The sequence below is a fragment of the Sporofaciens musculi genome (assembly GCF_009830285.1).
GTDB lineage: Bacteria > Bacillota > Clostridia > Lachnospirales > Lachnospiraceae > Sporofaciens > Sporofaciens musculi.
Genome location: NZ_WUQX01000001.1, coordinates 3,033,754 through 3,054,796, shown reverse-complemented (window position 1 = coordinate 3,054,796; position 21,043 = coordinate 3,033,754). Strand labels below are relative to the sequence as shown.

Annotated in this window: 23 protein-coding genes; all 23 read right to left on the bottom strand. The window is 59.3% G+C overall.

Going from position 1 to position 21,043, the window contains the following annotated elements; all coding sequences use genetic code 11:
- Positions 1 to 13: 13 nt before the first annotated feature.
- The 23 genes from GN277_RS15455 to GN277_RS15345 all read right to left on the bottom strand — a co-directional run bounded on the left by GN277_RS15455 (position 14) and on the right by GN277_RS15345 (position 20,849).
- Positions 14 to 325, bottom strand: coding sequence for a hypothetical protein (locus tag GN277_RS15455; RefSeq protein ID WP_159751788.1), 312 nt, complete (start codon positions 323 to 325; stop codon positions 14 to 16).
- A 23-nt stretch (positions 326 to 348) separates the two neighbouring features.
- Entirely contained in the window at positions 349 to 1,581 is a 1,233-nt protein-coding gene (locus GN277_RS15450; RefSeq protein ID WP_159751787.1) for a phage tail protein I, read from the bottom strand.
- A 13-nt stretch (positions 1,582 to 1,594) separates the two neighbouring features.
- Entirely contained in the window at positions 1,595 to 2,941 is a 1,347-nt protein-coding gene (locus tag GN277_RS15445; RefSeq protein WP_159751786.1) for a baseplate J/gp47 family protein, read from the bottom strand.
- The gene (locus GN277_RS15440; RefSeq protein WP_120478084.1) at positions 2,938 to 3,216 is read right to left on the bottom strand and encodes an early E1A protein; all 279 of its coding nucleotides are present in this window, start codon (positions 3,214 to 3,216) and stop codon (positions 2,938 to 2,940) included. The genes GN277_RS15445 and GN277_RS15440 overlap by 4 nt, the downstream gene beginning before the upstream one ends.
- 11 nt (positions 3,217 to 3,227) lie before the next feature.
- On the bottom strand, positions 3,228 to 3,914 hold the full coding sequence (locus GN277_RS15435; RefSeq protein ID WP_244324736.1) for a hypothetical protein: 687 nt from the start codon (positions 3,912 to 3,914) through the stop codon (positions 3,228 to 3,230).
- An 11-nt stretch (positions 3,915 to 3,925) separates the two neighbouring features.
- The gene (locus GN277_RS15430) at positions 3,926 to 4,273 is read right to left on the bottom strand and encodes a hypothetical protein (RefSeq protein WP_159751785.1); all 348 of its coding nucleotides are present in this window, start codon (positions 4,271 to 4,273) and stop codon (positions 3,926 to 3,928) included.
- Positions 4,273 to 5,247, bottom strand: coding sequence for a phage late control D family protein (locus tag GN277_RS15425; protein WP_159751784.1), 975 nt, complete (start codon positions 5,245 to 5,247; stop codon positions 4,273 to 4,275). The genes GN277_RS15430 and GN277_RS15425 overlap by 1 nt, the downstream gene beginning before the upstream one ends.
- On the bottom strand, positions 5,244 to 5,492 hold the full coding sequence (locus tag GN277_RS15420) for a tail protein X (RefSeq protein ID WP_159751783.1): 249 nt from the start codon (positions 5,490 to 5,492) through the stop codon (positions 5,244 to 5,246). The genes GN277_RS15425 and GN277_RS15420 overlap by 4 nt, the downstream gene beginning before the upstream one ends.
- Positions 5,485 to 9,108: a phage tail tape measure protein gene (locus GN277_RS15415; protein ID WP_159751782.1), complete on the bottom strand. Its 3,624-nt coding sequence runs from the start codon at positions 9,106 to 9,108 to the stop codon at positions 5,485 to 5,487. The genes GN277_RS15420 and GN277_RS15415 overlap by 8 nt, the downstream gene beginning before the upstream one ends.
- A 114-nt stretch (positions 9,109 to 9,222) precedes the next feature.
- Positions 9,223 to 9,654, bottom strand: coding sequence for a hypothetical protein (locus GN277_RS15410; protein WP_159751781.1), 432 nt, complete (start codon positions 9,652 to 9,654; stop codon positions 9,223 to 9,225).
- Between the two features lie 69 nt (positions 9,655 to 9,723).
- Entirely contained in the window at positions 9,724 to 10,233 is a 510-nt protein-coding gene (locus tag GN277_RS15405; protein WP_159751780.1) for a phage major tail tube protein, read from the bottom strand.
- 14 nt (positions 10,234 to 10,247) lie between these two features.
- A complete protein-coding gene (locus tag GN277_RS15400) occupies positions 10,248 to 11,735 on the bottom strand; it encodes a phage tail sheath family protein (protein ID WP_159751779.1) in 1,488 nt (495 codons plus the stop codon).
- A gap of 17 nt (positions 11,736 to 11,752) precedes the next feature.
- Positions 11,753 to 12,382 carry a hypothetical protein gene (locus GN277_RS15395; RefSeq protein WP_120478092.1) on the bottom strand — a complete coding sequence of 210 codons (630 nt, stop codon included), beginning with the start codon at positions 12,380 to 12,382 and terminating at the stop codon, positions 11,753 to 11,755.
- 12 nt (positions 12,383 to 12,394) lie between these two features.
- Positions 12,395 to 12,712, bottom strand: coding sequence for a hypothetical protein (locus tag GN277_RS15390; protein ID WP_159751778.1), 318 nt, complete (start codon positions 12,710 to 12,712; stop codon positions 12,395 to 12,397).
- A 4-nt stretch (positions 12,713 to 12,716) separates the two neighbouring features.
- Positions 12,717 to 13,028, bottom strand: coding sequence for a response regulator receiver protein (locus GN277_RS15385; protein WP_120478094.1), 312 nt, complete (start codon positions 13,026 to 13,028; stop codon positions 12,717 to 12,719).
- Positions 13,029 to 13,041: 13 nt separating this feature from the next.
- A complete protein-coding gene (locus tag GN277_RS15380) occupies positions 13,042 to 13,491 on the bottom strand; it encodes a hypothetical protein (protein WP_120478095.1) in 450 nt (149 codons plus the stop codon).
- Between the two features lie 24 nt (positions 13,492 to 13,515).
- A complete protein-coding gene (locus GN277_RS15375; RefSeq protein WP_159751777.1) occupies positions 13,516 to 14,589 on the bottom strand; it encodes a major capsid protein in 1,074 nt (357 codons plus the stop codon).
- 16 nt (positions 14,590 to 14,605) lie between these two features.
- Positions 14,606 to 14,986, bottom strand: a complete 381-nt coding sequence (locus GN277_RS15370; RefSeq protein WP_159751776.1) for a head decoration protein — start codon at positions 14,984 to 14,986, stop codon at positions 14,606 to 14,608.
- Positions 14,986 to 16,239 carry a head maturation protease, ClpP-related gene (locus GN277_RS15365; protein ID WP_159751775.1) on the bottom strand — a complete coding sequence of 418 codons (1,254 nt, stop codon included), beginning with the start codon at positions 16,237 to 16,239 and terminating at the stop codon, positions 14,986 to 14,988. Before GN277_RS15365 ends, GN277_RS15370 begins: the two co-directional genes overlap by 1 nt.
- Positions 16,223 to 17,959: a phage portal protein gene (locus GN277_RS15360; RefSeq protein ID WP_159751774.1), complete on the bottom strand. Its 1,737-nt coding sequence runs from the start codon at positions 17,957 to 17,959 to the stop codon at positions 16,223 to 16,225. Before GN277_RS15360 ends, GN277_RS15365 begins: the two co-directional genes overlap by 17 nt.
- Positions 17,960 to 18,061: 102 nt before the next feature.
- Positions 18,062 to 18,340: a hypothetical protein gene (locus GN277_RS15355; protein WP_159751773.1), complete on the bottom strand. Its 279-nt coding sequence runs from the start codon at positions 18,338 to 18,340 to the stop codon at positions 18,062 to 18,064.
- A 12-nt stretch (positions 18,341 to 18,352) separates the two neighbouring features.
- Positions 18,353 to 20,290 (bottom strand): phage terminase large subunit family protein, encoded by a 1,938-nt coding sequence (locus GN277_RS15350; protein WP_159751772.1) that lies wholly within the window; start codon positions 20,288 to 20,290, stop codon positions 18,353 to 18,355.
- Positions 20,274 to 20,849, bottom strand: a complete 576-nt coding sequence (locus GN277_RS15345; RefSeq protein WP_159751771.1) for a protoporphyrinogen oxidase — start codon at positions 20,847 to 20,849, stop codon at positions 20,274 to 20,276. Before GN277_RS15345 ends, GN277_RS15350 begins: the two co-directional genes overlap by 17 nt.
- Positions 20,850 to 21,043 lie beyond the last annotated feature (194 nt).

Here is a 21,043-nt window from a genome sequence, read left to right as displayed (position 1 = left end):
TTCCTCCTTCCTTTTAGGCTGTTACTTCGTAGATAGGGATCGTGAGCTTCACCATTACTCCCTGCCCGGCCACCTTTTCGACGAGGCGCTGCTGGTAGGCGGCCACCTCGCCGCGCACGTCAATGAGACGGGACGCCGAGATCGTACACTCCACGGAGTCCAGCGTCGGAAACGTCGCTAAAATCACCAGAGTGTCGCCCTCGATCCGCTTCTGGTTAATGGTGCCGCGGTGCCACGCTGCGCCCACCTGCACCTCTACGGCATGGATCGAGCGGAGCCACTGGTTCCTCCGGTGGCCCATGAATGTGTCGGAAAAATAAGCCATGCGCGTGCCCTCCTTTCGTTTATTTATTCACCGCAGCGTCTCGTCCCGCATTTTACGAAGCTGTACGCCGCGCAGGCGAGGCTTGCCGCTGTAGCTGCCTTGTTGGTTATAGCTGCGCCCTTTGTCCCGGCCCCCTTTGTCCCGCACTTCACGAAGCTGTACGCCCCGCAGAGCAGCCGCGCAGCCGTGGCCGCATTACCCGCCAGAACGACGCCCAGCGCCAGCCTCCGGGGATATGTGCCGCAGGTATGGGATCCAGCCTTTTCGTACCCGTAGCCGGTGAATTTCGCCTCCAGATTGGAGCCGATCGGGTTCTGGAGCACACGCCCCAGAGTGCCGGGGCGCGGGTAGGTGCCGCAGGTGATTGTCCCGGCGCTGGTGAAGCCATAGGGCAGCGGGGTTATTTCTGGCGCTGCCTTGATGTGACGCCCTTCGACGACTCCCAGTGTCACGGGCCGCGGGTAGGTGCCCGCCTGCCGGTTGAAGTTGTACCGGATAGCTCCGGCCGTGCCTTCGGCGGCGATCCTGTGCTTGTCGGCAGCTCCCAGAGTGCCGGGCCGCGGATAGGTGCCGCACTTGATTGTTCCGGCATGTGTGAAGCCGTAAAAGAGCAGCCTCGCCTCCGGATCCAGCTCAATGCTCGGCTTTACGATAAAGCCCACGGTTGCGATCCTTGGACGGGTACCGCATTTCACGAAGTTGTACCGGTGCAGGCTGGAGTCCAGAGCGTACTCGACGCCCGGATCCGGCCCCTGCTGCCAAAAGTAAAAAATGCCAGCTAAATGAGAGCGCACGTTCTTGGCAGCCTTCACGGCCTCGACGAATTTCTCATAGTTCTGGGCCGTTATGTGCGCGTTTGTGGTGAGCGCCACGAAGGTGTACGGGGTGCCGTACATTTCGTACCACTCCATGATGTAGCCCTCGCCGAAGTATGCGGAGATCAGACGCTCCACGGCCCATTTTGTGCCGCGCTTTCGCTTGATCTGCTGGGCGATCTTTAGCGTGGCCCGCTTTTCCTCCAGACTCATGCCGGTGGAGTCGTACCAGTCCACGTCGAGCTCCCACGCCAGCTCGTCGCATTCCGCTTCGTTGAGGTTGTCTATGTTGTCCCACACTCTGAGCGTTTTCAAGCGCTTGCTGGGTTCTCCTATGAGCCGGTTCATGGCCTTGCTGAGAGCGATCGCCGCCTCGTCGTCCCGCATGAAGGCAGGGAGAAGGCGCACAAACTCCAGCTCAGACACTTTCATGCCGCCCATGTTCCACCTCCTTTCAATCCTTTACAACGTGCTGCACGTTGATGTTCCCGGAAAACTTCGCCACGGTGGTGCTTGGCAGCTCTTTGTATTCCGGTTTGGTGATGATAACGCGGGTGGCCCCGATCGGGTTCTCTATCCAGTGAGGGCAGAGGATCAGCTTCCTGAGCTCGTCCGGGTTGATTTCCTGATCCAGAGCGGAGCCCTGCCAGTATATGTACCGGTTGATAGCCCCGTCCGGGCCTTCCACGTTTTTGACGACTTCGGACTCGTTGGCCTTGGTCGTGTAGTAGGTCAGCTCTATGTCGTAGAGCTCCACCTGCGGGGCCTCCACCTGCACAATGTCGGTGAGGGGCCTCACGTCGTCCGCAGAGCAGACGCGGCGCACGGCCTCCAGCACGTCCTCGTCCGGCAGTTCTCCACCGGCGCAGATCGGCACGATTTTGACGCGCCCGTACATGTTCCGGGTGATCTCGATCTTTACCTCGTCGGCTGCTGCCAGAGAGCCGGAGAGGGTCAGCGTCAGAAGCTCGTCGTCATAGCTGGCCGTATAGTCCGTACCGTCCACGGCCTCGGAGCCGCCCGGCAGATACACCGCCAGAGACTCCGGGATCAGGTTTGCGCCACCTTGGAAGGCGTGCCCGGCGTAGGTTTTCAGCGTCCTGCTGATCCGCTCGGTTTCAGACTCCACCACCGCGTCCGTGACGATCGGGCTCGAAGATAGCGCCCAGTAGCGGTACGCCTTTTCAGGGCCCGCGGTGCTGAGCCGGTTCTCCGCTTCCCGGATCCTTTCCCGGTATGCTTCGTCGGTTTCCTGATCGCCGCCCCCGCCCGTCGGCTCCGTGTTGGTTACATAGTCAATCAGGGCGACGTCTGAGAGGTCAACGATCTGTGATAGTTCCCCGATCGCTGCGTCGTTATAGTCTGCGCCGCCTTTCTCGGCCGTCGCTCCCACCTCGACGAATAGCTGCCCGGCATAAAGAACGACGGTTTGGTCTGTCAGAAAATAGTGGATAAAGTCGCCAGTCACCCGCAGCCGGGCCGGTATGATGATATTATGAGACACGGCCTCATTTACGCCGAAGCGCAGCGTGGTGGTGGCGAAGGTAGGATCGAGCCGGGCGGTGTCCCGGTTTTCTCCCAGAGCGTCCAGCACGTCCCCGCGGGCATACCGGAGCATTTTCTGGCGGCAGGCGTCGTTCACGCTGTTGTACACGGCCACGACTACCTGAGCCAGAGCCTCGCCGAAGATCCGGCGCTCGTCGCCCGGATATAGGGGATCGCCGACGCCGTTCTCCAGATCTTCGAGTATTCCGTCCCGGATCGGCCCCGCTTCGGTGTCAATAAATTTGAGCTCGCTCATGCGTCCTCGTCCTCCTTCCTTTCAATGTCCACATAGGTGTTAAAGTTTCCGGGGTTCCCGGCCTCCGGGTTGATCTGTATGTCCTTTATATTGACGCGGGGCTCGAATGTCTCCAGCACCCACTCAGCGTCCGCGACGGCTTCGTCCGTGGCGTTCGGCTGGTCGATCAGGGCACCGTCCCGCCCCCTCACGCGGTCGTATGGCACCTCGCCGCGGATCGTCCGCAGCAGATTGGAGGCGCACGTTTCCGGGTTCCCGTTTCCATGTGCTTGCATGTCCTCCCTCCTTACACGAGCGTGACTTCGCTCAGATACACCCAGCTGTTGATCCCGTTCGGGTGCCCCAGCAGTACCCTGTTTTGGCTTTCCTTGATCTGGCTCACCTTATGGCTGCGCTGCTTTACCCATGCCGGGATCGTCTGGTCGGTTGCGTATTTCTTGCCGGTAGGCTTCACATAGTCGCCCACCTTGATTGTCTTTTTTGCCGCCTTCTTGACGGCGGTGTTTGTCTTTTTCTTCTGGGCCTTGGTCGTCTTGCTGGCCTTCACTTTCAGCGCCGAGGTGTTCACCTTCACGCTGGTGGTGTCTGGATCGTACTCTTTGAACTCGAAGGAGAGCGTCGCCAGCCGTATGCGGCCGGAGTCGTCAGTCTTTACGCTGCCGACAGACACTTTCCTGAGCTGGAGCTTCGGGCCCAGCTGCCTGCCGCCCAGATAGAAATAATTTACTTTTGTAACAAGCGCTTTCCAGCTCTCGATCTCGGCCCGGACGTCTACGCCCGCCCCGGAGTGCAGCGTCGTGGTGAAGCTGAGCGGGAAAAGCTCGGTGCCTCTCTCGTTGGTGGTTTTCTTTTCCTCGGTGGAGGTGTTATTGTCCGCCACCTGCGAATAGGAGAAGCTGAGGTCTTGAAGGGCGACGACTTTCTGAGAGCTCACGGCCCATGTTTTCGGGCCCCATTTTGCCATTGTTGCCATGCTATCCCTCCTTAGTGCGGGCTGCTGGTTTCGCCATGCGCTCCGGTGTGCGTGTGGCCTTTCAGGCTCACGCCTGCCGCCGTGACGTCTCCGTCAGGCACGGCCCCCGTTATGGTTCCGGCTGTCAGGTGGGGAAGATATGCGCCCCACTCTCCGTCGGCGCGTCCCAGCAGCAGCCCGGTGGCGTCGTCAAACTCGACATACACCACGGCCGTGCCCTTCTTTAATTTCCCCGTGTCGCCTCTCAGGTGCCACGGGATCGTGATATTTGCGGTAGGCTTTGCGCCTGCGTCAGAGGGCACCACGCGGGCCGTGTTGCCTTTTATGCTGGCGATCCTGCCTTTGTTTATTTGTCCCATTAGTAGCCCTCCAGCAGATCCCTGAAATACAGGGTTGATTTATTTCCTACGAAGTCATGGCGCACTTTGTAGACGAACACGGGGCCGTTCCATGCGCTTGCCTTTTCGGTCTTTAGCTGCAGCAGGCTTGCGGCAGCGTAGCCGGTCAGCAGGGCCTTGGAGAATTGGCCCGTGTGCCCGTATTTGTTGGCGTTCCTCAGCAGCCCTTTGGCGAAGCGGGCCGCCTCCGCGTTGCTGTTACTCATAAGCGTGACGCGATCACCGGAGGCAGGGAGCCCCGGAGCTCGGAGCTGCGCCTCGGCGATACATTTCGCCCGGAGCACGGCCGCGTTCTTTGCGTCCGGCGCTGAGAATGTGCCGGAGAAGTTGCCCGCGGTTACTTCGCAGGATCCGAAGCACGCGCTCCGGTTGTCTTGGTAGGTAAAGTTCCCGTTTTCGTCCACCTCCAGCGTGCCAGCGACGGCCTGCTGCTCAATGTATTGTTCACTGTACGCCAGCAGCTTGCCGTCGTATATGAGCATTTGGCAGCCCTCCAGCGTGCAGAGGCGGGAAAACAGAGCGAAGTCTGTCTCGCTCTCTTGCCTCAGATACGGGTATGCCTGATCCGTGCAGCCGTAGTTCTGAAAAGTGAGGCCATGGTTCGCCGCGATTTCGTTTCCCAGTTGCAGGAAGCGGACGCCCGCCCAGCTTTTGGACTTTCTGGTGGCTCCGCTTTTCGGCATAGCCATGGCCCGGATCGTAAAGAGTCCGTTTTCTGGTTTCATGGAGTGCAGAAACATTTTCCCGGTGTCGCTTGCTCCCTCAGTGAAGCGGAGGACGTCACCGTCTGCCGGGTTCCATTTGCTCCAGATCCCCTTGGTGTCGTTGAAACGGAGCACGAGCGTGTCGGCCTGCTTTTCTGCGTACATCTCATGCACGCAGTAGTTCAGCGATACGTCGTTGTATATGTCCGTCCCATTGTAGAAAAGTTTCACGGGCTGCCCCCTTCGCCCTCAGTGTCCCGACGCCACGGCGGCAGCGTGTCCGGCGTCTCCACGTCCTCGACGATCGGCAGCCGGAGGGCCACGTTTGCGTCGAAGATTAGCACGTCCGCATGGTCGGGGTTAAAGTCTATGATATAGTGGGCGAGTGTCTCGTCGCCGTACATTTCGAGGGCCAGCGCGTCGAAGGTGTCGCCCTCCCGCGTGGCGTATTCCTTGTAGGCTGTTACTCTACGCATACTGGGCCACCTCCCGCATTTGAATAAATTCCTCCAGCCAGTCGAAGAACTCAGCCTCGTGCGCTTTGAGCTGCGCCATGAGGTCGTCGTCCCCGTCTCCGGTATTGCCCGTCTGGATCTGTGGGCTCCATGTGAAGCCGGAAAAGTCGTAATAAATAACCACGCCGCCGTTGTCTGCCAGACTTCCCAGTGAGAAGTTGTCCAGAGTCAGCAGCTCCCCGGCCTTGCTGGTGAGCCCTGCGTCAGAGGTTCCACCGGTCGAGCTGGCGCTGTTGAATACCTCGTGGATCATGGTGTCCAGCTTCTCCCAGAGAGTAGCCAGAGGCACCACGGCCTCGGCTCCAGCTTCGCCGCCTGCCAGAAGGTTGTTGCCGGACGCTCCGAAGATTGTCGGCTGTGTTAAAATGCCGCCCTCCTTGTACCACTCAATACCGAAGTGTGGCACGCTTGGCGGTGATAGTGAAAAGCTGCCGCTTATGCTGATATGCGGGAGCTTTAGGTGTGGCAGGCTCCACGAGAAGTTGAACGCGCTTTTTATTGCGCTGATTGCGGAGCTTACCGCATTTTTGGCCGCGTTTATCTTGTCAGAGATCGCGGAGTGTATGCTGTTAAAAATCGACGACACGGTGCTGAGGGCCGAGTTCAGGGCCGAGCTGATCGTCGATTTTATGCTGTTGAACACGCTCGACACGGCGCTGCGTGCAGCGTTCACCTTGTTGGTGATCGTGCTGGTGATTGTGTTCCAGATACTTGAAGTCACGGAGCTGATCGCGTTCCATGCTGCGCTTGCGACGTTCTGGATCGCACTCGTCACCGAGCTTACCACGGCGCGGGCTGCTTCGATCTTGCTGCTGATCGCTCCCTTTATGCTTTCCCAGATTGTCGAGGCGGTCGTGCTGATCGCGCTCCAGATAGTGCTTGCCACGTTGCTGATCGCGGTCGTCACGGCCGTGAATGTGGCTTTTGCTGCCTCCATTTTGCTGTTTATCCAGCCGCCGATCGCGTCCAGTGCCCCGGACACGGTGGACTTGATACTCTCCCAGATCGGGATAATAAAATCTTTGCAGTTCTGCCAGATAAACTGGAAGGGCAGAGTGATGATTTGGAAGGCGGCGTTCAGGATTTCGCCCAGCGCCATGACGCCCACCTGCACCACGTTTTTGATCGTTTCCCATGTCCCAGACAGAAACGAGGTGATCCCGTTCCAGATATTTGAGAATGTGGTCGCGATTGTGTCCAATGTCCCGGTGATGAAGGAGACGATCCCCTCCCATATACCGGTAAAAAATGAGGCGATCCCGTTCCAGATCCCCTCGAAAAAGTCCTTGACCGCGCTCCATGCTTCGTCCCAGCTGGAGCCAAACCAGCCCAGAACGGTGTCGGCCAGCCCCTTGAAGGTGTCGATCCAGTTCGTGAAGGTCGCCACCACGAAGTCCCAGACGCCGCCGAAGATTTCACCGGCGCCCTGCCAGACTCGATCCCAGTCGCCGGTAAATATACCGGCGAACACGTCGAAAAGCCCGACGAGCACGTCCAGCACTACGCCCAGAATATTGCTGATCTGCTGGAATACTCCCTCGAATACGGGGGCCAGCAGCTCGCAGAAGCCGTTCCAGACGGCGCTCAGTACCTCGGTTATGTCCTCAAACTCGAAGCCCAGCTCGTTGAGCCGGTCGGTGATTGCCTGCCCGAACTCGTCAAACTTGGCCTTTATCCCGTCCCAGATCGCCGTGATCTTGGCTCTAAATTCTTCGTTGTTCTTCCAGAGGTTCGCGAAGGCGAGGATCAGCGCAGCTATGGCAGCGCCCACGGCCAGCGCCGGGGCAGATATGCCACCTATGGCTCCGATTACGCCCTGGACGGCTCCCTTTGCCATGGTGAGCTTCTGGGTGATTGACTCCCACTTGATTGCAGCGATTACGACGCCCAGAGCGCTAAACGCCACGCCCAGCTCAGGAAGGTGGCCGAGCAGCCACTCGATCCCCGGTATCACTGAGCCGGTGACAAACTGGACGGCAGAGCGGAGGGATCCCTCGAAGCGCTCGTATATTTTGAGGCCGAGTTCCTCCCATGCGCTGTTCATCTGCGCCAGATCGCCGGAGAGGTTGTCGTTCATTATTGCCGCCATTTCCTCGGCGGTGCCGCTGGCTCCCCGCAGGCTTTCCTCATACCCGGCGATACTGTCCATGCCTTCGTTGAGGATCAGGTTCAGGCCCTTGGTGGAGTCTGCCGTAAAAGTGGAGGATAGGGCCACGGCCCGCTCAGCGTCCCCCATGCCATTTGTTGCGGCTTCCACCTCGGTGAGAATGTCGGTCAGGTCGCGGAAGTTGCCCTCTGCGTCCATGACGGCCACGGAGGTGTCGCCGATCTTGATCTGGCCTTCGTCCATGGCGTTTGTTATGTCACGCATGATTGCAGCCAGAGCGGTGCCAGCCTCGCTGCCTTTATAGCCTTGGTTCGCCATGCCTTCCAGCAGGGAGGTGACGGTTTCCACGTCCTGCCCGGCTGCGTTCAGGTTGGCGGCGCAGTTTTTGTATGCTTCGCCGAGAGCTTCGGCGGTGGTGTTGCTGCTTGCCTGAGCAGAGGCCAGAAGGTCGGCGAAGTATGCCGCCTGATCTGCTTCCATGCCGAAGGCGCTCAGGTAGTCTGTCACCATGTCGGAGGCAGCACCCAGCTCCATGCCGGAGGCCGCGGCCAGATTGAGAACGCCGCCGAGGGCGCTCGTGGATTGTTCTACGTCCCACCCGGCCAGTGCCATATACTTTAGGGCCTCGGCAGCTTCGGACGCCGAGAATGTCGTCGTCGCGCCGAACTCGCGGGCGCAGGCTTCCAGCGTTTCCAGCTCGTCACCGGTTGCGCCGGATATGGCCTGCACCTCCGACATGGTGCTGGTAAAGTTCTGGCCCAACTCCATGACGTTGCTCACCAGATCCTTGATCCCGTCGATTGCTGCCCGGATTGCGTCTGCTGCGAGGTTCGCAAGCGTAGCCTTAAAGACTGTGAAGCCTTCGTCCGCAAGCCGGGCCGAGTCATCTACTTGTTCCAGCGAGTTGTCCAGCTGGTCGGCCGCGTTTTCCGCGTCATGTAGCCGCTGCCGGTTTTCGTTCAGGTCGCTGCTGAGTTCTTGGATCTGTGCGGCGAGCTCCCTCGACTCGTCGGTCGTGTCGTCCTCAGATAATGCAAGGGAGACGTACCGCTCTTTGAGTTTTTCGAGGGTGCTTTCCTGCTCGCTGATCGTGCCCCTGAGCTGGTCGGCCTCGCTGGCCGTTTCGTCCATGCCGGAGGCGAGCTGCTCGGCTGCCTGCTGTGCAGCTTCCAGCGTTCCCCGGTTTTCGTCCAGCTCGCTGCTGAGCTCTTGGATCTGATCCGCGAGTGCGCGGGCCTCGTCGGTGCCTTCCTCGCCGCTCACAATAAAATCTGCATAGCCCCGTTCGAGGCTTCTCAGTACAGACTCTTGTGTGCTGATTTCAGCAGCCAGACGCTCGGCAGCTCCGGCAGCCTCCAGCGTTTCCTCGCTCATTTCCTCCAGCTTGCTTACCGCGTTCCTGATCGCCGCTTGCAGCGACGGGCTCAGGACGCCGGAGATCTCGACCGAGGTTTCGAGCGTTCTCGCCATGCGCTCACCTCCTTTTGTGTTTTATCTTGCCGATCGGCGGCCGGGCCTTTTCCTTGGCCCGTTTCCGTTCCTCTGCCAGATCCTCGGCCGCCTCGGCATATTCAAGAATAAAGTTTACGATTGGCTTTTTTTCGAGGTCTGCGGTGCTGGTGTGGTACACTCTGGCGTAGTCTCTGTATGCTCGTCGGAGTCGCTTTCCGGTGAAGCCTTGTCCGACGCGAGCATAAAATTTCGGCCGATCTGCATAACCTCCACGACGTCGCGCCCCTTGATCCGCTCCATGTCCGAAAAGTCGTAGCTCGGATTTACCGCGATAATGGCCGCATATCCGAGGTAGAGGTGGAGGCCGAAGTCAAACTCGGCCGCCGCGGAGATTGACACGTTTTTCATGCCTGCCGCCGCCTTCTTTTTTGCCTCAGCGGTAGCAAACAGAACGCCGTCGATCTCGTTGATGTCGTACCGCATTTCGGTGACGGTTTCGCCGTTGATCTGGATCGGGTTTTTCAGCGTCAGGGTGCCGTCCTTTTTCTTGTCTTTCTTGTCCATGGTTTTGCTCCTTTCTACGAAAAGAGGCCGCCGATCGTTTCATTGACCGGTGGCCTCTATGGTTGGTTTTTACAGAAGATTGTCAATGCTCTGGTAGTAGTCCTTGCCATTGACGCGGAGGATCTGGTTCAGTCTGTCAACACACAAAACCTCGACTCCGTTCGCGTAGATTTGCAGGCGCGTGACGTTGTAGGTTGCCTCAACCTCTGTCGCGTTTCCTACCTCCACGCCGATCTCCGGGATATTGCTCGGCAGCGTCCGCACGAACGCCTTGCAGCCCTCAGTAGACTGGGAGCCGTCCGAGCTGATAACGCTCTGCACCCATCTAAATTCGAGGTTCTGCTTTTCGAGGCGGTTCAGGCGGCTGAGGCCGTTGTCCACGCCGATCTTCGTGACGCTGAGCTCCATATTTTCCAGAAGCCCGATCAGCGGCACGGTCATTGTCCCCATGGCCTGTACGTCTGCGGTTAAAAACTCAATGCCCGGCAGCGTGAAGGACGTGTCCTTCGCCACCAGCACATTGTCCGAGTAAACGGTGTCGGCCACTACGGGGCCTTTAATGTCTACCCATTTTCCCATGCTTTTGCACCTCCTTATTCACTTTCAAAAAACGCATTGAAGCCCTCGTCTGTGTAGCATACGCGGGCGGTTGCAGATTTCAGCGGCGGTGTGTTGGTGACGGTGAAGTCCCACACGAAGTCGCCGTTCATCATCTGGTTGACCGGGTTCGCACTCTCCAGAAATGCCACGGTAGGGGAGCCGATCAGGGCCCCGATCCCGCAGAGGTTGTCGAGCCTGCGCTTCTCGTCGTTCAGGATCGTGTCCTTAGCCGTCGGAGTGAGCGGGGAGTCGATCTCTGTCCCGTGGTCGATCTGGAATTGGTTGGTGATGTACATGAGCATACGCAGGTTCACGTCGAAGATCGCGCGGGCGTCCATGTTCCCGGTTATGCTGTCCTCGTACTTGTACGCGGCCGTATGAGGCCCCCAGAGTACCCACTGGCCGCCCCAGAAGCACGCCGTCGTGATCCCGGACTCGTTCAGGGTATTGGCTTTCTGCTGGTCGAAGCCGCGGTTATTGGAGCTTTCACCGAAGTATTGCCCCGTTGCCATGATCGCCTTGTTGGAGGGCGACTCGAACGGGACGCCGTTGTGGCTCAGGTCAACGCGCAGCATGGTGGCAGATCCTACGGTGGAGAGGTGGAACACGCGGCCGGTGCCGTCCTTGACTTTGGGCCAGTACACCTTGCTGCGCTCGCTGTTGTATGCGTGATCCTCGGCCCACTTTTTCGCCTTCTCCATGGTGTCGATCGGTTTCCCGGCTTCGTCCTCCAGTGGTATGTCCGCATTGACGAAGCCGTCCCAGTGCCCGTTCAGCTTTGTGACGGTGTTCACCATGGCCCGGTAGATTTCCGGGTTATGGCTCCAGCCCGGCGCTGCCAGAATGTCAAGTACCGCGTTGCAATACTGGTAGAGCAGGCTCATGGCGTGCAGGCCGGTGTATTCCCCTTCCTCGGTTTCCTTTCCCAGAATGTCGGCAGCGTCCACCATGGAGGCGTCCACTGTGTTATAGGAGCAGGTGACAGTCTCGGTCGTGGGCGTCTTGGTAAACTGCACCACGGCTGCCCCCTTGGAGAAGTTGTAGCTCAGGGTGTAGTCCACACCCTCGGCCATGTCATTGATCGCGAGGGTGTCGAGAATGATCTCCGCGCTCTTGATTTCCACGCGGTTGTTCTTTACGGTCAGTTCCTCGGTGATCGGCTCGGTGTCCCGGTGAATGTCCGGGTTGAGCACATTCACGATATAGATCGGGCCTATGTCCCCCTCGGTGTTGTCGAAGTGCTCAGCGAAAACCTCGCAGAGCGTGAAGTCCTCCCAGCCGGTCTTGGAGTACCCGGCCTTGTTCTGTACGTCCCCCATGCCGGTGAGCTTGACCGGCATGTTGATGATCCCGGCCTCAGCATAGCCTCGGACGAGGTTCACGGGTGCGGTGCCGATATAGGCGCAGATCACGCTTCCCTGCCGGACTTCGGTTACTTTGGAGTCGCCGATCTCGCCGTATGCGCCGTGTAAATATGGCATAATAAAACCTCCTTTTCTTACAAAAGATCCTCGTATTGTTTCGGTGTCGTCGCAGAGACTCCGGCCTCCAGCGTGAAGCTGATCCAGTTGTGCCAGTACGGGTAGTAGTCCCATATATTGCCGTCCTCAACGAACGGCCCGTACTTGATCCCGGACTCCTTCACGAGCCGGTGCCCTGCTATAAATTCCGCGTTTTCGACTTCGCGCAGCACAATGTCCGCGAAGTTGAGAGAGTCCCGCCAGCCTTCCATGTTGCGGGTGTAGGTTTCGGCAGCTTCCCCGGTCACGCGGTAGTAGGAAAAGCCGCCGATCTTTGAGGCGTCCGGCTTCGCATGAAGCACTTCGGCTCCATGTAATCCGGGGTTCCAGCACGAGAGGCAGAGCCGGAGCTGGAGCTGCCGCCTGAATTTCAGCAGATCGTCGCTCCCCTCCATGAGCTGCACGCATACCGAAGGGATCGGAGCGGGCACCGAAGGGGGGAGCCGGTCTTTTCCCGGCACATAAAGAGGGAAGGCTGCCGGGTGTACATACTCCACGGGGTACTCCGCGCCGTTCCGGTCGTCGTCCGGGAGTTTGAGGGTGATCTGGCTGCATACGTTCTCAGCGAGCCAGCCCACCACCTTGTCAATGCTTTGTGTCAGTGTCATGTCGTCGCCTCCTTAGCCCGTTCTGTTTTGCCGCAGGGCCACCTCGACGAGTCCCAGATCCCTGCCTGAGTTTGCCACGAGCATTTCGCGGCCGTCTACGTTCAGCAGGCGGCCCGGCTCCAGATTGGACGGAAAATCTGCCTCTTTTCCCATGAGCAGCATGTCGGCCTCTATGAGTCCGAGGATCTGCCCCTTTTTGAGCTTGTTCAGCTGGTCGCTGTCCACCACGACGGGGATCTTTTTCCCTTCGACGCGGTGGATCTCTGCGAACTCGTCGAGGTTGAAGAAAACAGAGTCGAGATCCTTCTGGAGCTGCTCTTTGAAGCCCACCGGCTTACTCCTTGCCGGAGCCCGGCGCAGGTTTCGCCGCAGCTTCCAGCAGGCCGATCAGTTCCTTCTTGCTCTTGGCCGCTTTTGCCTTTTCTGCGTCCACTCCCGCAGCTGCAGCAGCCTTGCGCAGCTCTGCCATTTTCATGCGGTTGTAGTCATTGGCCTGATCGGACGCTTCCACCTTTACGGCCACGCCTGCCTTCACCAGCTCGGCCTCGCGGGCTTCTGAGAGGGAGAAGGGGCTGGAGCGCTTTGTCATAGGCTCCACGCGCCCGTTCGCCATGCGTCCGTAGGTTCCTTTTACCATTTGGATCATGTCCTTGCCTCCTTTACTCAGGATCGGCAGCTCCCAGATCCGGGAGCTCGTCGTCTCCCTCGTCCCTGCTGCCGTCCTCTGTGTTGTCGTCACCGGCCGTAATCTTTGCGGCTGCGATCGCGGCGATATAATCGGTTTTTTTCTTGCCTTCGGGTTTCAGGCCCATGTCGGCCGCGAGCTTGCGCAGATCGTTGAAGTCCCATTTTTCCAGATCCTCAGCAGAGAGGTGTCCGGTCTGGGTGTCCGGGGTTTCCCCCGGATCCTGATCGCTGCCGTCCTCGGTCTTGTCCGGTTCCTTTGTGGTTACATAGGCGGCCACGCCCAGACGGACGAGGCGCTCGGCCTGCCCGGCGTCGCACATGAAGGGGCCGCTCTCGGCCGTTTTCAGTGCGTGCCGTGCGTTGCCGTGCTCGTCCGTGTATTCAATCCCGCAGCCGCCACATGTTACTCTGATTTTTACCATGCTTTGCTCCTTTCCCCGCCAGCATTAAAGCATTTTCGCGGTGATAAACGGGTTTTCGTTGTTCGGCATACAGAGAGGCGCGGAGCTCAGGATCAGCTCGCGGACGTTGTGCTTCGCGTCGCTGAGGTACTTCGGCACGTCCACGCCGGTGTAGGTGTGGAACTCGCCGTCGGACTGCTCCACCTGAGTGATCGCTCCGTACACGGTGCGCCCGGCGTTCGGTGCGCCCGCTGCGATCATGCCCGCAGGAATAAAGGGCTTGACGGATCCGTCCACTTCGGTGTAGGTGTCCTCATAGCTCAGGAAGTCGATCATGCGGCCCTTGACATTGAGGCGGGCGATCTTGGTCGCGCCAGAGGGAAGGACGGCAGGATCCACGCCGCCGATCTGATAGTTGCGGTTGTCCAGCAGGCGCAGGATCCACTCATTCGCGAGGATCACGTCTGCGACGTCGGGAGCCACCAGCACCTCGGTGAAGGCGAGCCCGCGGGACGTCAGCATGTAGCCCATGGCCGCGACGTCTGCGAGAAAACGTTTCCCGCTCGCCTCTGTGGTGTCCAGAGTGGCGGCCGGTGTATATACTGCCGGGTTTTTCTCGCCGTCGTAGTACCGCACCTCTTTTTCCTCGAAGTTGTGCAGGTCGTCCACATACTCGTCCATGACGCAGCCGTTTGTGAAAATCACCTCGGACGCCATGGCCTCCTTGCGGCGCATGTTCATGGCGCGGAGCTCGTCGAGGTCGCCCAACATGATTACGCCCTGCCGCTGCTGCGGTGTCAGCTTGGTGTAGAGAGCCTCGCCGAAGCCGCGCTTTTTCAGGTCGTCAATGGTGAGAGGGCGCTTCGGCGCGATATAGGAAGGCGTGAAGCGCTTCATGGTGTAGCCGTCGCGCAGGATCGTGATCCCGCCCTTGCGGGGAGCTACGAACGGTGCCGCCTTCTTGGATCCCTTCTTGTATTCCACCAGCACGTCGTCGGTGGCGAAAATGTCGGTCGCTGCGTTCGTGGGGAAGTAGCGATCCAGCAGGAAGGTGTGGAGAGGCGGGAGCTGCTGCACGGAGGCAAGCAGGTGGTGTGTATCATAGTAATTAAAAGCCATTTTTCTGTCCTCCTTCTTAGATTTCCACGGCCTCAGAGGTCAGGATCCCCGCGACGCGGAGCGCCTCTCTGTCTGCTGCCGTGATTGTGTAGCCCTCAGCTACGATCAGCCGGTTGGTGTTGAAATGCCCGGTGCGGTATGCGATACCGGGCACCGCTTCGCCCTCTGCGGCGTCTCCGGTGTCCACCGGATCCGTGAGTACGGCGTTTGCCTTTCCGGTTGTCTCGGTGCCGATCGTTTCCATGGTGCCGTCGTCTTTTAACGCCAGCAGGGTGCCGCGTTCGAGGATCCCCTGCCCGGCTGCCAGCTGCACGCTGAACACGTCCGCAGGCGGGTAGCTGTCGGCGATCAGGTTGTCGAAGCCCACGCCGCCGAGGTTTTCGTCGAGTCTGCTCATTACTTCATACCTCCTTTGGTCTGGTTGTAGGCGGCCACTACCGCCTGAATGTCTGCCGCGTCCTGTTCTTCCTGATTGACGCCCGCGCCGCCGTTGGGAGCTGCGCCCACGTCGCCGACGCCAGAGGCCGCGCCGTCTGCCTCATAGTTTGCGAGGAAGTTCTGGCCGGACGCTGCGCTCTGCTGCATAACGCGGAAGCAGAGCTCCTGAGCAGTGCAGGGGTTTTCTCCGTACTTCGCGTCATGGACGAGCTGCTGATCGGGGATAGAGGCCGCGATCGAGTCAATGTCCGCGAGGCGCTGCCGTTCAGCTGTCACCGCGTCGGCGCTTGCCTGAGCCTTTGCCGCGTTCGTTGCGGCCTGCTCGATCTGGCTCACCAGATCAGGCTCCTGAGCTTTCAGTTCTTCGAGTGTCATGTGGTTTTTACCTCCTTTTGGTTTTGCCGCCTGATTGGTCGGCCTTTTATTTGCTGCCGGTCTTGCGGCCGGTTTAGCACTTTTCTGGATCGGGATTGTGCCCGGTATGTGACGGAGCCCTTCGACGTTGTGGCCTATGCCGTTGACGTAGAGGACTTTCCGGTCGTGGCTCATGCTCATGTCGGGATCGTCCTCGTCCTCCAGAAGATTGTCGGCGAAGCCCTTCTCCAGAGCCTCCCGGCCGGTGAGCCACGTCTCCTTTGTCATCATGCCGCGCAGGGTGTCCACCGCGATCCCGGTCTTGGCGTTGTAGATTTCAGCCACGGCCCGCTCGCTGGCGTCCATTCCCTTCATAAGCTGTTTCATGTCCTGAATGTTCAGGTTGTCCCAGAGATACACGCTTACGCCGTGGATCATAACGAGGGATCCGGGGTACACGGTCACGGTGTCGCCTGCGCACATAATCACGCTGGCGGCGCTTGCTGCGATCCCTTCCACGACGACGTTCACCTCTCCGCTGAGAGTTTTCAGGGCGTTGTGGATTGCGATCCCGGTGTAAAGGTCGCCGCCGCAGCTGTTCAGCTTGACGGTGATGTGGCCTTTGTCCTTGACCGCTGCCAGATCCTCCATGAAGCCCTCCGGGGTGATGTAGAGTCCGGGCTCAGGTTCGCCCGTCCACCAGTCTGTCGGCTGTTTACTCATAACGTCGCCGTATAGTGTGATCTCGGCCTCGTCGTCGCCGACGGTCGCCACGTTCCAGAACTTTGTCGCCGTGGCGGTTGGTGCTGCTGCCGGTGCCGGTGTCGGCCCCATGCGCAGCTCACTGAGTTGTTTCATCTGCTTGCCCTCCTTTTACGGATTGTTTGATCTGCTCCGCTAAAACGAGGCTACGGAGCGCCTCAGCGCCTCGTCTGCGGGCGTTTTCCGGGTTGTGTGGGTTGTTGTCCCCCTCTGCCGGTTCTTCGCCTTCCTGCGGCTCATGAGCGCCTTCCTGAGTGCTTCCAGCGCCTCCGCTCTGGTGCGGATCCGGTGCCTGCCCGTCGAGCTTCTCGTTTTCGCGTTGCAGCTGCTCCACGTTGCTGTCCCACTGGCCGCCGTTTAGCCGGATCGTGCTCTGCTCGTGGGTGGAAAAGCCTTCGCTGCACGCGAGGATCTCCGCGGTGATTTCTTTCACCGGATCGAGCTGTCCCTGAGACGGCCCCAGCCACTCGCTGCCGAGGTATGCGGCATGGATCGCCGGATTGTCGAAAAAGCCCGGCGCATAGATACGGCCGCGGGCCACCGCTTCGCTCATCCAGATTTCATAGAGCGGGCGGCAGAAGTTGTCCCCCAGCCACTCCCGGCGCATTTTGAACGCCTTCCACGCTTCCAGCAGGGCCGCGCGGCTCGCGCTGTACGAGGCGTTGAACTTTTTCAGCAGCAGATCGGACGGTATTTCCAGAGCTGCGCCCACCTGCGAGCTGATCGCTTCCACGAATTTGTCGAAGCTCCCGTTCGGGTGTTTTGGCTCAGCGAAAACGACGTCCTCGCCGGGGTTCATTATATTGACTTGCCCCGGCCCCATGTTGTAGTCATTCGGGTTCCTTGGTTCTGTTTCTGCATCCTCGTTCAGCTCATTGAACGGCATATCCTCCGTGGACGCCTCCGTCTTTACGAAGGCAGTAAAAAAGGACTCGATCACCGCGGCCATGAGCTCGGACTCTGTGTAGCGCCGGAGCTGGAGCAGCGGCTCGATCACCTGCGCGAGATAGCTCACGCCACGGTACTGATCCGGGCGCTCCGTGTCAATGACATGCAGCACGTTGGGAAGTCCGGTGTGTTCCTGATATGCCAGGACACGGGCCCACTCAGTCAGGGCGGGTGCGCCGAGCTCGAAGGGGTATGTGCTGCGGATATGGTAGGCCACCACCATGCCGTCCTTGTCTACTTCCACGCCGTCGTATATGGTGTTCCCGTTGTCCGGGTTCTTCCCGGTGGTGTATAACAGAGACGTGCCGATCCCCGCCCCGGTCGGTGTCGCCACCCGGTCAGCTTCGATCAGGTGTACCCGCAGGGAGTAGGGGAGCAGCCGCGTGGTTTTGTACTGCTTCACAATGCCGATACAGTCACCGGAGAGCAGCCACGACACGAGCGCGAGCTGCTGGAGCCCGTAAAAGTTGTTCATGCCGGTGGCGTCGCAGGCCCTTTTGTTGGACGCCCAGAGGGAGAACTCCCGCTCGGTGTCTTTCTGCCACTTCTCGGCCTGATCCGGCGTGAGTCCCAGCGCCTCCCGGTCGATCCGGCTCTTTAGGCGGAGTCCCACGCCTACCACGTTTGTGCGGTTGGTCTTGATCGCCGAGGTCGCCATGGGTGCGGCCATGTATAACATGCGGGCCCGCTGCCTCATGGTGAAGTTGTGAAAGTCTATGTCCTCATGTGCGGAGCCGCTGGGCGAATTGAAGCCTTTCACGGCTCGCTTGCTCCAGCTGGCCCCCGCTTCGCCGTAGCCTTTGTTTTTCGGGCGCACGGTTTCCGGCAGATAAAGGCCCGTCGTTTTGTCGTACCTCGTTTTCCTCACCTCCTTGTCTGTAATAAAAAACGGCAGCGCCGGGGGAGTAAAGGAGCGAAACCTTCCCTCCGGTGTTGCCGTAGTAAAGCCGGTGATCCCGGCGTTTACCCGTTACCAGTCGCGGGGGACTACTCCCACCGCACGGCGGGCCGATTGCCCCGCCAGCTCTGCCTCCAGCTCGCTGATCCGCTTTCTGAGTCTTTCGATCTCGTCCTGAATTGCGGTGAGCGGTGTCTGGTATCTTTGCAGATTTCTGGATCCGATCGTGTAGAGCTGCACGCCGTCCTTGCTGAGCATTTCCTGCTCGCGGGCCAGATAAAGATCCAGCCGGGTGCGCGTCCTTTCCAGCTCCGTGCGCACGGTTTCCTTCGATCGTCGTCTTGCTGCCATGTGTGTGCCTCCTTACCAGTCGTCGTTGTAAATGTTGGCCGGGCGGTTCTGCCGCGGCCTCTGTGCTGCAGGTTTCTTCGGTGCCTTTTTTGTCGGCAGGCTTTTGAGCCGTTTCTCCACCGCCTGCATGTCCGGGTTTATGATCTTAAAGCCTCCCAGCGCATAGTTGCGGCAGTCGAGGGCCTCGTTTCTTTCATGGCCGGGCAGTTTTACCCATGTCCAGCGGTTGCCCCGCTTCGTCTGCGTGAGCTCCAGCTTCTCAGACAGCAGGCCGCTGAAATAATAAGAGTCGTACCCGTAGGACTCGCCGAGGGGGAAATGGCAATATTTTGGCCCGGCTTCCTGCACGAGAACGCTTGACATTATGAGCTCTTTCCCGGCGTCAACGCCCAGAGTATAGAGCCAGCATTTGCCGATTGTCTGCCCGTTCAGTACGATCTTAACCTGAGAGGGAGGCGTCACGAATGGGATCCCCTCGCCGTTGCCGCCCTTGATAGCGAAAACGCGCTTGTTTTTCCGGGCCCGGCAGCGCAGGTACACCTCTTGCGTGTAGTGGCCGCCGGAGTCCACGCAGGTGATCGAGATACGGAGGCCCCGCTGGCTGTCCTTGAAGTGGTAGACATGCTCGATCACGTCGTCGAGCCGCTCCCATACTTCGTCGGTGTCCGGCTTTCCCATGATGTAGCCTTTTTTTATGCCCCACGTTTCACCGTAATGGCCGTGGCCTACGACTTCATACTCCAGCCGGTTGTCCTGCGTGTCCACTCCGCAGGTGAGGACGAGAACGCCCTCCGGCACTTCCACCGGGGAGCCGTCGGCATTGGTGCCGTAGTCCTCCCGACGCGCCATCATGCCTTCCTCGTCCGGTATGTCCCCGCGATCCTCCCAGAGCTGCCCCAGCAGCGTGTTGTAAACGACTTTTAGCTTCTGAGGATCGTCCAGCGCTTGCAGGAATTTGAGCACGATTTTCTCCCACGGAGTCCATGGAGACGAGAAGGCGTTCAGCCAGAAGGAGCGCACGCCGGTGTCGTATGCCTCCGGGTTTTCTGCGATCCACTTCGCAGGCTGCCGCCGCATGATTTCCTCCGGGATAATGCAGCCGCAGTTCGGGCAGGCCCATGTGATCGGGCCGGTTATCTTGTAGACTTTTTTCCCGCGGATCCTCTTGTGGGTGTGCTCGAAGTGGATCCGGTCGAATATGATCTCGCCGTACTCGCCGCACTCAGGGCACTGGTGACACCAGCGCTCTTGCGTGCCTTTCTCGAAGCTGTCCGCGATATTGGACGAGCCTTTAATGGTCGGCGTCGATACTTCGACGGCCTTTGCATTGTAGAAGGTGGTCTGTCTGGCCTCAGCCAGCGCCCATGGATCGCCCTCGGTTCCGGCGCTTATGGCCCAGCGGTCGCGCTCGTCGCCTATGATATAGCGGGCCGGAGTGGAGGCAAGGGCCGAGGCGCTGTTGGATCCGGTGATTGTCAGCATACCGCCAGGGAAGGACTTCTGGAGGATTGTGTTCCCGGAGTCCCGTGTCTTTATGTCCGAAACCTTGGCTTTCAGCACCTTGCTGTCCCGGATCATTGGAGCGATACGCAGCCGGGAGAACTTGCGGGCGTCGTCGAGCGAGGGCTGCACATAAAGGATAGAGCCCGGATCTTGGTCTATGATATAGCCGATTATGTTCAGCTCAAGCTCGGACTTTCCCACCTGAGAGGCCGCCACCATGACAATTTTTTTCACTTTCGGATCGGTGAACGCTTCCATAGGCTCCCGGAGGTAGGGCGTGCGTGTTGTGCGCCACGGGCCTGCCTCTGCGGAGGTTTCCGGCGATAGGCGGCGGTGTCTATCGGCCCATTCTGCCACCGTCAGATCCTCCGGCGGCTTAAAGTTGCGGACGGCCGGGCCTATGGCCGCGTTGAGCTTCTTTGCGGCTCTTTTAGTCGTCGTCTTCATCAGCGAGCGCTTCGCTCCAGCCTTCGCGATCCCTTACCCGCCGCTTGTATGCTTCGGGATCGTATTGATAGCCCGCGAGCTCGTTCAGGATCTTGTGGCACTCGGAGCGGATCAGCGCCGAGGCTTCGGCTGCGCTGGCTGCCTGAGATACGTCCATAGCCAGACGGCCGGGCAGCGCCATTATCATGCTGCGGACGGTGAACACGAGGTCGTTTGTCATGGCTTCCACGTCCTCGCTCCGGTGCATTTTCCCTTCCAGCTCTTTGAGCTGCATTTCTGCGATCTTGGCCTTGCTCTGTTTGAGATCGGCCTCGGCCCTCAGCTTGTCGGCCTCAGCTTTTGCGGTGTCCGCAGTCTTGGCCTCCTTGCCGTTGGCTTTTTCCCGCAGGTGCTTTATGTACGCCTTGATCGTCGGGAGTAGGTCGAACTTATACGGGCGGGTGGACGCCGCAGGAAGGACGCCAGCTTTTGCGAGCTGCTGCACCCGGCGCTCGTCAAGCTCGAAAAGTTTTGCTATTGTTGCCGTTGTTTGTAGGTTCTGCTTCGGTGCGTCTGCCATGGCTCCACCTCCTTTCCGGTGTCCAAACGAAACGAAACGGCCTAAAAAAATTTTTTGGAGTCTGCGCGAGTTTTGGGCTCGCCAGCACCGCAGGGCTTTTGGCATCTGTCACAGTACCTTGCGGCTTGTCGAAAAAATTTTCACGGTTTGCTTTGAACAGTTCAATCACTTTTAGTTTGCTTTTAATTGCTTTA

Excerpts from the sequence above, each read along its gene's own strand:
- GN277_RS15455 (WP_159751788.1), bottom strand. The coding sequence starts at position 325 with ATGGCTTATTTTTCCGACACATTCATGGGCCACCGGAGGAACCAGTGG.
- GN277_RS15450 (WP_159751787.1), bottom strand. The coding sequence starts at position 1,581 with ATGGGCGGCATGAAAGTGTCTGAGCTGGAGTTTGTGCGCCTTCTCCCT.
- GN277_RS15445 (WP_159751786.1), bottom strand. The coding sequence starts at position 2,941 with ATGAGCGAGCTCAAATTTATTGACACCGAAGCGGGGCCGATCCGGGAC.
- GN277_RS15440 (WP_120478084.1), bottom strand. The coding sequence starts at position 3,216 with ATGCAAGCACATGGAAACGGGAACCCGGAAACGTGCGCCTCCAATCTG.
- GN277_RS15435 (WP_244324736.1), bottom strand. The coding sequence starts at position 3,914 with ATGGCAACAATGGCAAAATGGGGCCCGAAAACATGGGCCGTGAGCTCT.
- GN277_RS15430 (WP_159751785.1), bottom strand. The coding sequence starts at position 4,273 with ATGGGACAAATAAACAAAGGCAGGATCGCCAGCATAAAAGGCAACACG.
- GN277_RS15420 (WP_159751783.1), bottom strand. The coding sequence starts at position 5,492 with ATGCGTAGAGTAACAGCCTACAAGGAATACGCCACGCGGGAGGGCGAC.
- GN277_RS15415 (WP_159751782.1), bottom strand. The coding sequence starts at position 9,108 with ATGGCGAGAACGCTCGAAACCTCGGTCGAGATCTCCGGCGTCCTGAGC.
- GN277_RS15410 (WP_159751781.1), bottom strand. The coding sequence starts at position 9,654 with ATGGACAAGAAAGACAAGAAAAAGGACGGCACCCTGACGCTGAAAAAC.
- GN277_RS15405 (WP_159751780.1), bottom strand. The coding sequence starts at position 10,233 with ATGGGAAAATGGGTAGACATTAAAGGCCCCGTAGTGGCCGACACCGTT.
- GN277_RS15400 (WP_159751779.1), bottom strand. The coding sequence starts at position 11,735 with ATGCCATATTTACACGGCGCATACGGCGAGATCGGCGACTCCAAAGTA.
- GN277_RS15395 (WP_120478092.1), bottom strand. The coding sequence starts at position 12,382 with ATGACACTGACACAAAGCATTGACAAGGTGGTGGGCTGGCTCGCTGAG.
- GN277_RS15385 (WP_120478094.1), bottom strand. The coding sequence starts at position 13,028 with ATGATCCAAATGGTAAAAGGAACCTACGGACGCATGGCGAACGGGCGC.
- GN277_RS15380 (WP_120478095.1), bottom strand. The coding sequence starts at position 13,491 with ATGGTAAAAATCAGAGTAACATGTGGCGGCTGCGGGATTGAATACACG.
- GN277_RS15375 (WP_159751777.1), bottom strand. The coding sequence starts at position 14,589 with ATGGCTTTTAATTACTATGATACACACCACCTGCTTGCCTCCGTGCAG.
- GN277_RS15370 (WP_159751776.1), bottom strand. The coding sequence starts at position 14,986 with ATGAGCAGACTCGACGAAAACCTCGGCGGCGTGGGCTTCGACAACCTG.
- GN277_RS15365 (WP_159751775.1), bottom strand. The coding sequence starts at position 16,239 with ATGAAACAACTCAGTGAGCTGCGCATGGGGCCGACACCGGCACCGGCA.
- GN277_RS15355 (WP_159751773.1), bottom strand. The coding sequence starts at position 18,340 with ATGGCAGCAAGACGACGATCGAAGGAAACCGTGCGCACGGAGCTGGAA.
- GN277_RS15350 (WP_159751772.1), bottom strand. The coding sequence starts at position 20,290 with ATGAAGACGACGACTAAAAGAGCCGCAAAGAAGCTCAACGCGGCCATA.
- GN277_RS15345 (WP_159751771.1), bottom strand. The coding sequence starts at position 20,849 with ATGGCAGACGCACCGAAGCAGAACCTACAAACAACGGCAACAATAGCA.